The 13,694-nt window shown below is 71.0% G+C and carries 17 protein-coding genes; 11 read left to right on the forward strand and 6 right to left on the reverse strand.

Annotated elements, in window-relative coordinates:
• Positions 1 to 15 precede the first annotated feature (15 nt).
• From ACFYWS_RS16990 to ACFYWS_RS17005, 4 genes are all read left to right on the forward strand, one after another.
• Positions 16 to 1,056 carry a PhlD gene (locus tag ACFYWS_RS16990; protein WP_389276310.1) on the forward strand — a complete coding sequence of 347 codons (1,041 nt, stop codon included), beginning with the start codon at positions 16 to 18 and terminating at the stop codon, positions 1,054 to 1,056.
• Positions 1,057 to 1,137: 81 nt separating this feature from the next.
• Complete coding sequence (locus ACFYWS_RS16995) at positions 1,138 to 1,809, forward strand: TetR family transcriptional regulator (protein WP_389276313.1); 672 nt, start codon at positions 1,138 to 1,140, stop codon at positions 1,807 to 1,809.
• A gap of 8 nt (positions 1,810 to 1,817) precedes the next feature.
• The gene (locus ACFYWS_RS17000) at positions 1,818 to 2,609 is read left to right on the forward strand and encodes an SDR family NAD(P)-dependent oxidoreductase (RefSeq protein WP_389276316.1); all 792 of its coding nucleotides are present in this window, start codon (positions 1,818 to 1,820) and stop codon (positions 2,607 to 2,609) included.
• A gap of 111 nt (positions 2,610 to 2,720) precedes the next feature.
• A complete protein-coding gene (locus tag ACFYWS_RS17005; protein WP_389276319.1) occupies positions 2,721 to 3,788 on the forward strand; it encodes an acyltransferase family protein in 1,068 nt (355 codons plus the stop codon).
• On the opposite strand, the gene ACFYWS_RS17010 is transcribed toward ACFYWS_RS17005, so the two are convergent.
• Positions 3,769 to 4,464: a DUF2470 domain-containing protein gene (locus ACFYWS_RS17010; protein WP_389276322.1), complete on the reverse strand. Its 696-nt coding sequence runs from the start codon at positions 4,462 to 4,464 to the stop codon at positions 3,769 to 3,771. The genes ACFYWS_RS17005 and ACFYWS_RS17010 overlap by 20 nt on opposite strands.
• Before the next feature lie 190 nt (positions 4,465 to 4,654).
• On the opposite strand from ACFYWS_RS17010, the gene ACFYWS_RS17015 reads away from it, so the two are divergent.
• Positions 4,655 to 4,951 carry a hypothetical protein gene (locus ACFYWS_RS17015; protein WP_389276325.1) on the forward strand — a complete coding sequence of 99 codons (297 nt, stop codon included), beginning with the start codon at positions 4,655 to 4,657 and terminating at the stop codon, positions 4,949 to 4,951.
• 130 nt (positions 4,952 to 5,081) lie between these two features.
• Positions 5,082 to 5,483, forward strand: a complete 402-nt coding sequence (locus tag ACFYWS_RS17020; RefSeq protein WP_389276328.1) for an ATP-binding protein — start codon at positions 5,082 to 5,084, stop codon at positions 5,481 to 5,483.
• 51 nt (positions 5,484 to 5,534) lie between these two features.
• Here ACFYWS_RS17020 and ACFYWS_RS17025 read toward each other — a convergent pair whose 3' ends face one another.
• Both ACFYWS_RS17025 and ACFYWS_RS17030 read right to left on the reverse strand, forming a co-directional pair.
• Positions 5,535 to 6,182: an MBL fold metallo-hydrolase gene (locus tag ACFYWS_RS17025; protein WP_389276331.1), complete on the reverse strand. Its 648-nt coding sequence runs from the start codon at positions 6,180 to 6,182 to the stop codon at positions 5,535 to 5,537.
• The gene (locus tag ACFYWS_RS17030; RefSeq protein WP_389276334.1) at positions 6,182 to 7,267 is read right to left on the reverse strand and encodes an S-(hydroxymethyl)mycothiol dehydrogenase; all 1,086 of its coding nucleotides are present in this window, start codon (positions 7,265 to 7,267) and stop codon (positions 6,182 to 6,184) included. The genes ACFYWS_RS17025 and ACFYWS_RS17030 overlap by 1 nt, the downstream gene beginning before the upstream one ends.
• A gap of 120 nt (positions 7,268 to 7,387) precedes the next feature.
• Between ACFYWS_RS17030 and ACFYWS_RS17035 the strand changes: the two genes are divergently transcribed.
• A complete protein-coding gene (locus ACFYWS_RS17035) occupies positions 7,388 to 8,176 on the forward strand; it encodes an ABC transporter permease (RefSeq protein ID WP_389276337.1) in 789 nt (262 codons plus the stop codon).
• On the opposite strand, the gene ACFYWS_RS17040 is transcribed toward ACFYWS_RS17035, so the two are convergent.
• The 3 genes from ACFYWS_RS17040 to ACFYWS_RS17050 form a co-directional block, all read right to left on the reverse strand.
• Entirely contained in the window at positions 8,163 to 8,687 is a 525-nt protein-coding gene (locus ACFYWS_RS17040) for a DedA family protein (protein ID WP_389276340.1), read from the reverse strand. The two genes, ACFYWS_RS17035 and ACFYWS_RS17040, sit on opposite strands and share 14 nt — an antisense overlap.
• Positions 8,688 to 8,908: 221 nt before the next feature.
• Positions 8,909 to 9,061, reverse strand: a complete 153-nt coding sequence (locus ACFYWS_RS17045) for a hypothetical protein (protein WP_389276343.1) — start codon at positions 9,059 to 9,061, stop codon at positions 8,909 to 8,911.
• Between the two features lie 118 nt (positions 9,062 to 9,179).
• Positions 9,180 to 9,374, reverse strand: a complete 195-nt coding sequence (locus ACFYWS_RS17050; protein ID WP_389276346.1) for a hypothetical protein — start codon at positions 9,372 to 9,374, stop codon at positions 9,180 to 9,182.
• Positions 9,375 to 9,487: 113 nt separating this feature from the next.
• Here ACFYWS_RS17050 and ACFYWS_RS17055 point away from each other — a divergent pair, with 113 nt between their 5' ends.
• The 4 genes from ACFYWS_RS17055 (at position 9,488) to ACFYWS_RS17070 (ending at position 13,585) form a co-directional block, all read left to right on the forward strand.
• Positions 9,488 to 9,985, forward strand: coding sequence for a glutathione peroxidase (locus ACFYWS_RS17055; protein ID WP_389276349.1), 498 nt, complete (start codon positions 9,488 to 9,490; stop codon positions 9,983 to 9,985).
• A 68-nt stretch (positions 9,986 to 10,053) separates the two neighbouring features.
• On the forward strand, positions 10,054 to 11,601 hold the full coding sequence (locus ACFYWS_RS17060) for an ATP-dependent DNA ligase (protein ID WP_389276352.1): 1,548 nt from the start codon (positions 10,054 to 10,056) through the stop codon (positions 11,599 to 11,601).
• A 192-nt stretch (positions 11,602 to 11,793) separates the two neighbouring features.
• Entirely contained in the window at positions 11,794 to 12,279 is a 486-nt protein-coding gene (locus ACFYWS_RS17065; RefSeq protein ID WP_389276355.1) for a cation:proton antiporter regulatory subunit, read from the forward strand.
• Between the two features lie 4 nt (positions 12,280 to 12,283).
• Positions 12,284 to 13,585: a cation:proton antiporter gene (locus ACFYWS_RS17070; protein WP_389276358.1), complete on the forward strand. Its 1,302-nt coding sequence runs from the start codon at positions 12,284 to 12,286 to the stop codon at positions 13,583 to 13,585.
• Positions 13,586 to 13,694: the final 109 nt, after the last annotated feature.

Below are 13,694 nucleotides of genomic sequence, written 5' to 3' on the forward strand. Positions count from 1 at the left end.
GTGGGAGTCACCCTCGTGCCCGCCTACATCTCACGCCCCCGATCCGCCTTCGGCGCCCACAAGATCAGCACTGCCGAGATCGCCGAAGACATTCGCTCCCACCACCACGATCACCCACGCCTCAACGCCATCCTGCGCGTCATCGGCAACTGCGGTGTCCGCACACGCTACTTCGCCCGGCCACTCAACTCACCGACGGTGTCGGGCGTCTCGGACGTCGGCGAGCGGGCTCGCACCACCTTCGACGACGCGCTCAACCTGGCCGAACAAGCGGCCGGCGCCGCACTCACAGAAGGCGGCCTCGCCTCGGGGGACATCGACGCCATCATCACCACCCACTCGACCGGGTGGGCCGTTCCCAATCTCGACATCCAGCTGATGAACCGGCTGCGGCTCCGTCCGGCGACCCGCCGCATCGCCCTCACCACCCTGGCATGCGCCGGCGGGACCCAGGCCCTGATCCGCGCCACCGATTACGTGGCGGCACGCCCCTCCCACACCGTTCTAGTCGTCGCTGCAGAAGCCATATCCGGCGTCTACCAGCACAGCGACACGAACATCCAGTCGATGATCTATAAGGCGCTCTTCGGGGATTCTGCCGCTGCGGCGATCGTCACGGCACACCCTCTGGGGCCCGGCATGGCCATCGAGGACAGCTTCGAGTACGTGCTCCCGGACAGCGTCGACCGATACAGCGGCCGAGTCGCCCCGGACGGGTTCCACTTCGACTCCACCAGAGAGGCGCTGACGGCGGCGGACGACATCCTGCCGGCGCTCGTCGCCTGGCTGGACTCCCGCCGCACCGACTTCCCTGTGATCCACCCCGGCAGCGCGCGCATCATCACCGATACAGCAGCAGCACTGGGCCTCGGCGCCGATGCCGCGCGGCATTCCACAGACACACTGGCCGACGAAGGAAACCTTGGCGCGCCCAGCGTGCTGCGCGTACTCGAGCGCACCCACCAGGAGCCCCCGCCCACGGGCACGCGCGGAACGATGGTCGCGTACGGTCCCGGCTTCACGACCGCCGCGCTGCACGGGCACTGGCACGCCTGACGCCCCCGTCCGCACCCCCCTTCACAAATGTCCCTTCGGGACACATGTCCCATTGGGACATCAAGGTGTACTGTCGAAGACATGAAGGCGAACGAGGCCACCAGCTCCCGGCCCGTCGGCGGCGACCGCCGACAGGCCAAGGCCCGCCGCACGCGTGAGGCGCTCGCCGAGGCCGCCGTCGAGCTGGTGCTCGACCGCGGGCTCGGCGACGTGACCGTGGAGGCCATCGCCGAGCGCGCGGACGTCACGCGCCGCACCTTCAGCCGGCACTTCTCCGGCAAGGAGGACGCGGCCCTGGACTTCACGCGGGCCGACGGCGCGGGGATCAACGCGGCGCTGCGCGCCCGCCCCGCCGCCGAGCCGCCACTGCTCGCCTACCGGGCCGCGGTCGCGGACCATTTCGCCGCCCGCGAGACGCCCGGCTGGCACCACCGTCCGCGGCTGCGCGAGCTGTACGCCGTCGTGGACGCGGAGCCCGCCCTGTTCGCCGCGTACGAGCGCATCCGGGTCGACGCCCAGGACGAGTCCGTACGCATCATCGCCGACCGGCTCGGCACCGACCCGGCCCGGGACCCGCGTCCCGAGGTCGTCGTCGGGGCCGCCGCCGGAGTACTGACCGCCGCGCTGCGCACCTGGGCGCGCGGCGCGGGCACGGACGCCGAAGACCTCGCCGAACTGGTGGCGCGGGCCTACGACACCCTCATCGAGGAGGCCGCCCGCGCGGCGGCCCCCGACGTCGCTACCAGAAAGTGAATCGCACCATGAGCACCACCCCCACCACCGGCAACGTGACGGACTACGCCGCCGAGTTCGCCGGGAAGACCGCCCTCGTCACCGGCTCCGCCTCCGGCATCGGCCTGGCCACCGCCCGCCGCCTCGGCCGCGGCGGCGCCAACGTCGTCATCGCGGACTACAACGAGAAGGGCGCGCAGGAGGCCGCCGAGACGCTGAAGGCGGAGGGCCTGAAGGCCGCCGCGGTCGCCGTCGACGTGACCGACCCGGCCTCGGTCGAGGCGGCCGTGGCGTTCGCCGTCGACACGTTCGGCGGGCTCGACCTGGCCGTGAACAACGCCGGTATCGGCGGCGCGAGCGCCCCCACGGGCGAGTACGACATCGACGTGTACAACCGCGTGGTGCGTACGAACCTAGACGGCGTCTTCTTCAGCATGCGCTACGAGATTCCCGCGATCCAGGCCGCCGGTAACGGCGGCGCCATCGTGAACGTCGCCTCCATCCTCGGTTCGGTCGGCTTCGCGGGCTCCCCCGCGTACGTCGCCGCGAAGCACGGCGTGGTCGGCCTGACGAAGACGGCCGCGGCCGAGTACGCCGCGAAGGGCATTCGCGTCAACGCGGTCGGCCCGGGCTTCATCGAGACCCCGCTCCTCAAGGAGATGGACAAGGCCGCCCACGAGGGTCTCGTCGCGCTGCACCCGGCGGGCCGCCTGGGCACGTCCGAAGAGGTCGCCGAGCTGATCGTGTTCCTGCTCTCGGACCGCGCCTCGTTCATCGCGGGCAGCTACCACCTCGTGGATGGCGCATACACGGCGGTCTGACGCGCCACGCCGCATACGCCACTTGTGTCACACCTCCACTCATGGAACGGTCTGCGACGGGTACGGGCAGGGGACCCGGGCCGCACCGACGTGGAGGGTGCAGCGAACGCCATGGCAGGGCAGGCACGCGAGTCGTACTTCGACAACGTCAAATTCCTGACGATCGTCCTCGTGGCCTGCGGGCACGCGTGGGAGCCGCTGACCTACGGCTCCCGCGCGGTGACGGCGACCTATCTCGCCGTCTACGCCTTCCACATGCCGGCGTTCGCTCTGGTGTCGGGCTATTTCTCGCGCAGCTTCGACATGGCGCCGCACCGCCTGCGGCGCCTGGTGACCGGGGTCGTCGTGCCGTACCTCGCCTTCGAGGTGGCGTACACACTGTTCTACCGGTGGGCGCAGGACGATCCGGGGTATCCGATCAGCCTGCTGGACCCCTGGTATCTGATGTGGTTCCTGGTGGCCCTGTTCATCTGGCGTCTGTCGACGCCGCTGTGGCTCCAGTTGCGCCACCCCGTGCTCGTGTCGCTGGCCGTGGGCACGGCTGTTTCGATGTGGCCGGGCGCAGGCGGTGACCTGGCGCTCCAACGGGTGTTGCAGTTCCTGCCGTTCTTCGTGGCGGGCCTGGTGCTGCGGCCCGAGCACTTCGCGCGGCTGCGGACGTGGCGCGTGCGGTGGGTGGCGCTGGGTGTCGCGGGCGCCGCTCTGATCGCCGCGTACTGGGTGGCGCCGTGGTTCGACGCGGGCTGGTTCTACCACCGGGGCAGCGTCCAGGGGCGGGGTGTGCCCGGGTGGGCGGGTCTGTTCGCGACGCCCGCCCTGTTCGCCCTCGCGCTCGCGCTGAGCGCGTGCTTCCTGGCGTGGGTGCCGGGCCGCAGGCTGTGGTTCACGGCCCTGGGCACGGGGACGATCTACGCGTATCTGCTGCACGGTTTCGTCATCAAGTCCTCCCGGTTCTGGGGCTGGTACGACCACCCGCGGCTGCACGGCCCGCTCGGTGAGCTGGCCGTGACGGCGGCGGCGGTCGCGCTCATCACCGTGCTGTGCACGGAACCGGTGCGGCGGGTGTTCCGCTACGTCGTGGAGCCCCGGATGGACTGGGCGTTCCGGCGACCGGCGGAGCAGCGATCCGTGCCCGAACAGGCGACTGCCCGCGAGAAGGTCACCTCCGGCGGCGGCTGACGGTCTGCGCCGAGGCGAGCAGTTGGTGCATGCGCTCGGTGAGCGAGCCCAGGTCGTCGGCGGGCCGGTGGAAGGCGAGCCGCACGTCGGCCTGGCCGCGCATCCGCTCCAGACGCAGCGTCAGGCCGTGCCGGTCGACGGCGAGCGGCTGGACCCGGACGACGCCGTGCAGGCTGTCGGGGGCGATGAGCCGGGTGAGCTGTTCGACGGCCTCGGGGTGGGCGTCGGCGAGGTGGGTGAGCAGGCGGGGCTCGGCGAGCGCGAGCGGGTCGGGCGCGGAGGCGGCGAGTTCGTCGAGGTCGATGCCGGTGCGGCCCGACCGGGTCTGCAGGACCGCCCGTTCGGGCCTCAGCACCAGCTCCTCACCGTCCGGGGCCAGCTCCCCCGACAGCCACACCCGCGCGCGCACCCGGTCGCGTACGGGGACGGGCGCCGCGTCGGCGAACTCCAGGAGCGTGGTGGGCCGTCCGTGCGGTGAGCAGAGCACGGCGGCGGCCAGCACGCTGTCGGGCGGCGGCGTGATGCGCACCGCGCCGTCGTCGTCGACGCGGTGCGCGCCGACGAGGTCGTCCTGCCCCACGTCGGTGGTGACGCCGCAGGTCCATGCGGCGGCGAGCACGGAGCGTGCGTGGGCCGCCGTGCTGGGCACGGCGGCAGCGATCTGTCGGACACCCATCCCGAACCTCCATTAGGTAAGCCTTGCCTAACTTATCCGAGATGATCGAGGGCAGTCCACCCCGCACCCCCTCCGTCTTCCTGTGTCGCCCTCCCCCGCGTACGCCATCGAACAAGGCCAACTCCACGCGAACGAGGGGTGAATATGCCAACCGCCCGCGCGGCGCGACGCGGCGCGGCATCATGCCGACATGGACGGTAGTACTGCGCTCCTACGGGAGCTCTTCACACCGGATGAGTACGCCGCGGTACGCAGTCATGCGGACCATCTGGGCGTCACCCTGGCCGAGTACGTACGCTCCTCAGCCGCCGAACGGGCCCTGGAGCGGCTCCATTTGACGCGTGCCCTGGAAGCCCGTGCGCCACATCTGGGCAAGTTGCCGATACCGCAGGTGGAGCGCTCCCAGTGCGCCGACGGGACCGCCTCGCCCGCCATCGACCGGTTCCTCGACACGCTGGCGCACCCGCACCCCACGGAAAGCGGCTGACACGGCCTGAACCGGCCGGTGCGGGGCACTCGGCGCACAGGAGAAGGGGTGACGCCCCGGTGCGGTGGGAAGGGGGACCGTCACCGAGGCGCGACCCGCGCACAACCCACCACGAGAGGAAGTGGTCGTCATGCGTGCGTCGAGGGGCGCCGACCGGCGTGCCGCACGCGTGGAATTCCTGATGCCCCAGGGTTCGGGCGCCGCCCGCTGGGCCCGGCGGCTGACACGAAGGTTTCTCGCCGGACGTGCGGGCGAGGGGGCGACGGACGCCGAGCTGGTGGTGTCGGAGCTGGTCGCCAACGCCACCGAAGCGCAGGGCAGCAGCTGCCGGATGAGCCTGTGCCTGCAGTCCGGCGAACTCACCGTGGCCGTGCACGACGACGCGCCGGGCGTGCCCCGCCTGCTGCCGGATTCGCGGACGGCCGAGTCGGGCCGGGGCATCGCACTGGTCCAGGCGCTCGCCCGCCGCTGGAGCGTGCGGCCCGATCCGAGGGGCGGCAAGACGGTGCGGGCGGTGCTGACACCCTGCTGAACCGCATCCTGACCGGGGCGGCCGCCAAGCCGCCCCGGCCGGGACCTGGGATCAGTGCCCGCGCGCGATCCACTCGTCGAGATTCGGCGCTTCCGCGCCGATCGTCGTGCTGTCACCGTGTCCGGTGCGTACGACGGTCTCGGCAGGCAGCGTCAGCAGCCGGTCCTTGATCGACTCCACGATGGTCGGGAAGTCGCTGAAGGTCCGCCCGGTGGCGCCTGGACCGCCCTGGAAGAGCGTGTCCCCGGTGAACACGGTGCCGAGCGCGGGAGCGTACAGACTGACCGCGCCGTGGCAGTGCCCCGGCGTGTGCAGCACGGTCAGCTCGACGCCCGCCACGCCGACCTGCTGCCCGTCGGCAAGCTCCCCGTCCGGCGCGCGGTCCGGGTGTGTGCGCTTCCACAGCTCGGTGTCGGCCGGGTGCAGCAGGATCGGCGCCCCGGTGCGCGCGGCGAGCGCGGGCGCTGCGTCGATGTGGTCGTCGTGGGCGTGGGTGCACACGATCGCGACGAGCCGCCGCTCACCCACGGCCTCCGCGATGGCGTCGGCGTCGTGTGCGGCGTCGATGACGATCGCCTCGCGGTCGTCCCCGACGATCCACACGTTGTTGTCGACGTCCCACGTGCCCCCGTCGAGGGAGAACGTTCCCGAGGTGACGAGGTGCTCGACGCGGACGCCGGAAGAGGTCGTGTCGGTCATCAGAACACCACCACCGAACGCAGCACGTCGCCGTGGTGCATCCGCTCGAACGCCTTCTCCACGTCGTCCAGCGCGATCGTCTCGGTCACGAACGCGTCGAGGTCGAGGCGCCCCTGCAGGTACAGGTCGATCAGCATCGGGAAGTCGCGCGAGGGCAGGCAGTCCCCGTACCAGGACGACTTGAGCGCGCCGCCGCGCCCGAACACATCGAGCAGCGGCAGCTCGATCTTCATCTCGGGCGTCGGCACGCCGACGAGGACGACGGTGCCCGCCAGGTCGCGCGCGTAGAAGGCCTGCTCGTACGTCTCCGGGCGGCCGACGGCCTCGATGACGACGTCGGCGCCGAAGCCTCCGGTCAGCTGGCGTACGGCCTCGATCGGGTCGGTGGAGCGGGAGTTGACGGTGTGGGTGGCGCCCAGCTCCCGCGCGGTGGCGAGCTTCTTGTCGTCGATGTCGACGGCGATGATCTTCGCGGCGCCGGCGAGACGCGCGCCGACGACGGAGGCGTTGCCCACGCCGCCGCAGCCGATCACGGCGACGGAGTCGCCACGGCCCACATTGCCCGTGTTGATCGCGGCACCGAGCCCGGCCATCACACCGCAGCCCAGCAGGCCCGCGGCGGCCGGCGAGGCGGCCGGGTCCACCTTGGTGCACTGCCCGGCGGCCACGAGGGTCTTCTCGGCGAAGGCCCCGATGCCGAGCGCGGGCGACAGCTCGGTGCCGTCGGCCAGGGTCATCTTCTGCTTCGCGTTGTGGGTGTTGAAGCAGTACTGGGAGCGTCCGCGCCGACAGGCACGGCACTGACCGCACACCGCGCGCCAGTTGAGAATGACGAAGTCACCCACGGCGACCTCGCTCACCCCGTCCCCCACCGACTCGACGACACCCGCCGCCTCGTGACCGAGCAGGAACGGGAACTCGTCGTTGATCCCGCCCTCCCGGTAGTGCAGATCGGTGTGGCAGACCCCGCATGCCTGGATCTTCACGACGGCCTCGCCCGGACCCGGGTCCGGCACCGTGATCGTCGCGATCTCCACGGGGGCACCCTTGGCCCGCGCGATCACGCCCTGCACCTGCTGTGCCATGACGGTCAGCCCTCTTTCTCAATCGCGGCAACTTCACGCTTTGTTACCCGCCCATCCTCGCTCACCGGTCAAGCGGAGAACAGCACCGGTGCCCAGGTCGGGGCGCTCTACTGTGTTGCCGTGCACGTACGAACCCAGGCAGCGGCCACGCTCCTCCCCGTCAACGGAACGCTCGCGGCGGTGCTCGTCGTCCTCCTCGTGATCGCGGCAGCGGTGGCGGCGGTGTACCGCCTCTCCCCGGACGGGTCGCGCCGCCGGGCCCGTGACGTCGCGGTCGCCGGGGTCCGGGCGACGGTCCAACTGGCCGTGGTGTCGCTCCTGATCGGCTGGGTCGTGCGCCACGGAGCGGCGCTGCTTGCCTTCCTGCTGCTCATGCTGACGGTGGCCGCGCGCACGGCGGGCCGCCGCCTCACGTCGAACCGGACCTGGATCTGGGCGGCCCTGCCGATCGCGGCGCCGGTGACCCCGCTCGTGGCGTCGCTCATCGCCTGCGGCCTGCTCCCGCTGCGGGGCATCGCCGTGATCCCGGTGGCCGGAATCCTCATCGGGGGCGCGCTCACGGCGACCGTGCTGGCGGGGCGCCGCGCCCTCGACGAGCTGACCACGCGCAAGGGCGAGGTGGAGGCGTGCCTGGCCCTCGGCCTCCTCCCCCACGAGGCCCGCCTCGAAATCGCCCGCCCCGCCGCCTCCGACGCCCTCCTCCCCGGCCTCGACCAGACCCGGACGGTGGGCCTGGTGACGCTCCCAGGCGCGTTCGTCGGCATGCTCCTGGGCGGCGCGTCGCCGGTGACCGCCGGGGCGGTACAACTCTTCGTCCTGGTGGCCCTGTTGGCCGTACAGACGATCTCGGTGGCGACGACGGTGGAGCTGGTGGCGCGGGGGGCGGCTCAGCCGTTCATGACGTCGTGACGGCTGTACGCCTGCGCGCCACGAGCCACCGCGCGCCTCCGACCAGGGTCGCGACGGTTCCTGAGACGGCCAGCCCGAGCAGTGCGCCGGCGAACGGCCCACCGGCGGCGATCCCGCCCAGCAGACCCACACCTATTGAGTACGCGGCCCAGACCGCCTCGGCGACGCCCGAGGCCACGAGGAACCGCCCCAACCGAACGTCGACGAGCCCGGCCGCCACCGCGCCGACGAGCCGCCCGGTCGGCAGAAACCGGATGCCGATGATGAAGGGGATCCCGTGCCGACGCACCCGTATGGAAGCCCAATCGAGCAGCACGGCACGTCGCCGCTTGCGTCTCAGTCGGCGCAGCACCGGTCCCCCGAACCGCCGCGTCGACCGGTACACCAGCAGGTCCCCGAGGATGGCGGCGCCCGACACCACCAGCAGTACGAGGGCGAGTTGAAGTCGGCCATCGGCCGCCATGGCACCGGCACTGACGAGCAGCCATGAATTGGGCACCAGAGGTGGCATGACGCACAAAACGAGTAGGCCGTACATCAAGTAGTCGGGCATACCTACAGATAACGGGGTGGAGATGAACAAAACCAGAGAAGTTAACGTATCTCGGGGAAACCTCTGGGAGCCCCCTAAGGGGCGCGAGCGCGTTTCCCTGCCGCGCGGACCAACGCCCACCACAATGCCCGCCACGCGCGCGCCACGCATGGGGGCGGCCATCCAGATCGGGAGTGGGGTTATCCCCCGCCGGCCTCGTACTCGTGTGCGCGCCCGCCGCGCCACTGAATGATCGGCGAGTCCCCGGACACCAGCTGATCGGCGTCATCGAGCCCGGCCCGGCGCAGAAACTCGGCCAGGTCGTGGTCGTCACGGGCCAGACCAAAGTCCACACCGCCGACCGTGACCCTCCGCCCTTCGCTCGACGCCGACGGCCGGTGCACGACTATTTCCGGCGCCATACACCCACCGCGCCACTACACCCCGCCGACCGCCAGGCCAGGCGCGGCGTCACGCCCGCCCCCGCGCCCGCTGACGCAGCTCCGCCTTCTGCGCCGGAGTCAGCTTCTCGCCCGCCAGCACCCGGGACAGATACAGCAGACGCCGCCGCAGAGCAGTACGCCCCGGCCGATCGGCAAGCTGCCGATAGGTCGCGTCCCACTCCCGCTGTGTCTGCACGAGGTCCTCAGTGATCGTGTTCCGCATACGCCAGATTAGATCGCGTGTTCGATTTCCAACGCAAGCTGACACGCGAGCCGCGCGATGCGTCCCGTCCTCCGGTCACGGCGCTGTCAGTGCCCCGGCGTACGCTCCGCAGCATGACCATTTACGACGCAGTACAGATCGACAACCTTCAGGGCGGCGCCGCCGACCTCCCCCAGTACCAGGGCAAGGCCGTCCTGATCGTCAACGTTGCTTCGAAGTGCGGGCTCACGCCGCAGTACAGCGCCCTGGAGGAGCTCCAGAAGCAGTACGCGGACCGTGGGTTCACCGTCCTCGGAGTGCCGTGCAACCAGTTCATGGGGCAGGAGCCGGGTACCGCCGACGAGATCACGGAGTTCTGCTCGGCGACGTACGGCGTCACATTCCCGATGACGGAGAAGGTCGACGTCAACGGCGAGGCGCGGCACGCGCTGTACGCGCATCTCGTCGACACGGCGGACGCCGAGGGGCACACCGGCGACGTGCGCTGGAACTTCGAGAAGTTCTTGATCAACCGCTCCGGAGACGTCGTCGCCCGCTTCTCGCCCCAGACGACGCCGGACGCCCCGGAGGTCGTGGAGGCGATCGAGCGGGAGCTCTCGAAGGAGAGCTGAGGCCCGGGAGGGGGTGGCGGGGCGCCGCCCCCGCTGCGCCTCCGGTCCCCCCGTAGCACCATGGCTACATGCTGTTCGCCCGGCTCGCTCAGGTGTCCCAGGACGTCGCCGCCGCCTCCGCGCGGTCGCGGAAGATCGCGTTGCTCGCCGAGTTGTTCCGGGACGCCGATCCGGACGACGTGGCGATCGTCATTCCGTATCTGGCGGGACGGCTGCCCCAGGGGCGGCTCGGGGTCGGGTGGCGGGTGCTGAGCGAGCGGGTCGAGGCGGCGCCGGAAGCTCGGCTGAGCGTGCAGGACGTCGATGCGCTGATGACCGAGCTCGGTGATGTGTCCGGCGCCGGATCGCAGGCTGAGCGGAAGCGGCTCGTCGGGGAGCTGATGGGGGCCGCCACCGAGGACGAGCAGCGATTTCTGTTCGGGCTCGTGACCGGTGAGGTGCGCCAGGGCGCCCTGGATGCCGTCGCGACCGAGGGCCTTGCGCAGGCGACGGGCGCCGCCCCCGGCGACGTACGGCGTGCCGTGATGCTGGCAGGTGGGCTGCAGGAGGTCTCGCAGGCGTTGCTCGCTCGTGGGCCCGACGCGCTCGACGACTTCCGGCTCACCCTCGGTCGGCCCGTGCTGCCGATGCTCGCGCACAGCGCCGGTGGTGTCGGCGAGGCGCTCGACAAGTTGGGAGCCTGCGCCGTGGAGGAGAAGCTCGACGGCATTCGCGTGCAGGTTCATCGGGAGGGCGATGTCGTGCGGGTCTATACGCGGACGCTCGATGAGATCACCGGGCGGCTTCCCGAAGTGGTCGAGGCCGTACGGGAGTTCCGTGGCGAGCGGTTCATTCTCGACGGGGAGGTCATCGCGCTCGGTGAGGACGGACGGCCGCGGGCGTTCCAGGATGTCGCGGGGCGGGTCGGGTCGCGCGTCGACGTCGCGCGGGCGGCGAAGGCACTGCCGGTCTCCCCCGTCTTCTTCGATGTGCTGTACGTCGACGGGCGGGATCTGCTGGATCTGCCGTTCGCCAGGCGGCACGAGCAGCTGGCCCGGCTCGTGCCGGAGGCGATGCGAGTGCGGCGCTTCCTCGTCGAGGGCGAAGGCGGCGCCGAACAGCGGGGCGCCGCCGAGGCCTTCTTCGCCGACACCCTCGCGCGCGGCCACGAAGGCGTCGTACTCAAGGGCCTGGAGGCCCCGTACAGCGCGGGCCGCCGCGGCGCGTCCTGGGTGAAGGTCAAGCCCGTGCACACGCTGGACCTGGTCGTGCTCGCCGCCGAGTGGGGGCACGGGCGGCGCACCGGCAAGCTGTCCAACCTGCACCTGGGCGCGCGCCGCCCCGACGGTACGTACGCGATGCTCGGCAAGACGTTCAAGGGGCTCACCGACGCGCTGCTGACCTGGCAGACGGAGCGGCTGCGCGAGCTGGCCGTCAGTGACGACGGTCATGTCGTGACGGTGCGGCCCGAGTTGGTCGTGGAGATCGCCTACGACGGGTTGCAGCGCTCGACGCGCTACCCGGCGGGCGTGACACTCCGCTTCGCGCGCGTGGTGCGGTATCGGGAGGACAAGTCGGCCGGGCAGGCGGACACGGTGGAGGCGGTACTCGCCGCGCATCCGTCGCTCGACGTGTGACCGTGTCGGTGCCCGACCGCTTCGGCGGATGACCTTGCACGACTTCGTATGACCTTCTCCATGTCTGTTTCCACGCCTGACGGTTTTTTTGCCAAAGCTTGGCGCGTATAGGGTGACGGTCATCCACCTAAAGTTGCATCTGCCACCTATTGGTCGCCGGGACAGCGGCCACGCACGGACAAGGGGAGAGACGTGCCCGCTTCACGCCTGAGCAGGACACCATTGCCGGGGATCGGCTACCGCTATGACCTCACGACCCGCGAGCAGCGTCAGCTGTCGGTCGTCGCACACCGGGACGGGGGCCGGACCCTCAGCGCGTACCGGGCGGACGACCCCGACGCCTGCGACCTGTCGCTGAAGCTGACGTCGGGGGAAGCGGCGTATCTCATCGACGCGTTGACGCCCTCGCACCACAGCCCGAACCTGTTGCACACCACCGATCTGGGTCTTGTCGCCGAGCGCATCGAGGTGCCCGGCGCCTCGATCTGGAACGGGCGGCTGCTCGGCGAGACGAAGATGCGCACCGATACCGGCGCGTCGATCGTGGCCGTGTTGCGCCGCGCCGACGCGATTCCGTCGCCGACGCCGGACTTCCGGCTCGCGGGCGGCGACACGGTCATCGTCATCGGTACGCGTGAGGGCGTCGACGCGGCGGCCACGATTCTGGGGCGGGAGTGACCGTATGCACAGTGCTCTGTTTCTGATCGAATTCGGTGCCATCACTCTGGCGCTCGGGCTGCTCGGGCGGCTCGCGGGACGGCTGCGGTTCTCGCCGATCCCGCTGTATCTCCTGGCGGGGCTCGCGTTCGGCGAGGGCGGTCTGCTGCCGCTCGGCGCCAGCGAGGAGTTCGTCGCCATCGGCTCCGAAATAGGCGTGATCCTGCTGCTGTTGATGCTCGGACTCGAGTACACGGCCAGCGATCTCGTCAGCAATCTGAAGACGCAGTACCCGGCCGGCCTCGTCGACATGACGTTCAACGCGCTGCCCGGTGCCATCGCCGCGCTGCTCATGGGCTGGGGTCCGGTGGCGGCCGTGGTGCTCGCCGGTGTCACCTGGATCTCGTCGTCGGGCGTGATCGCCAAGGTGCTCGGTGACCTCGGCCGGCTCGGCAACCGCGAGACGCCGGTGATCCTCAGCATTCTGGTGCTCGAGGACCTGGCGATGGCCGTGTACCTGCCCATCATCACCGCGCTGCTCGCCGGTGTCGGCTGGGCGGCCGGCGGGCTCACGCTCGCCATCGCGCTCGGCGCCGCGGGTCTGGTGCTGTTCATCGCGGTGCGGTTCGGGCGGCACATCTCGAAGTTCGTCTCCAGCGACGACCCGGAGAAGCTGCTCCTCGTGGTGCTCGGCCTGACCATCCTGGTCGCGGGCCTCGCGCAGCAGCTCCAGGTGTCGGCTGCCGTGGGCGCGTTCCTCGTGGGCATCGCGCTGTCCGGTGAGGTCGCCGAGAACACGCATACGCTGCTGTCCCCGCTGCGGGACCTGTTCGCGGCCGTCTTCTTCGTCTTCTTCGGCCTGCACACCGACCCGGCGAGCATTCCGCCGGTGCTGCTGCCCGCGCTGCTGCTCGCCGTGGTCACGGCCTGTACGAAGATCGCGACGGGGTACTGGGCGGCCCGCCGCGCCGGGATCTCCGTCAAGGGACGCTGGCGGGCCGGTGGCGCCCTGGTGGCGCGCGGCGAGTTCTCCATCGTGATCGCGGGCCTCGCCGTGACGTCCGGCATCGAGCCGCGGCTCGGCCCGCTGGCCACCGCGTACGTGCTGATCCTGGTGATCGTGGGCCCGCTGACCGCGCGCTTCGTCCAGCCCCTCGCGCAGCGGCTGTTCCCGCAGCGCGAGGCGGCGGCCGCGGGCGGGGTTCCCGAGCCGCGTGCGACCGAGCAGACGGTGCAGGTCGCCGCGGAGCCGGACGACAAGCCCGATGAGAGGCCCGACGAGAAGCCGGACGAGAAGCCGGCCGTTGTGGACGGGCACAGCCGCTGACGATCCGCCGCTGATTCACGGCACGTGCCGCTGACGCTCGGTACCCGAACGGGGCCGTTCTCCAGACATGGAGAACGGCCCCGTTCTCGCTCCAGTCGCCCGCCATGAC

The sequence above is a fragment of the Streptomyces sp. NPDC002795 genome, from assembly GCF_042888725.1.
Lineage (GTDB): Bacteria > Actinomycetota > Actinomycetes > Streptomycetales > Streptomycetaceae > Streptomyces.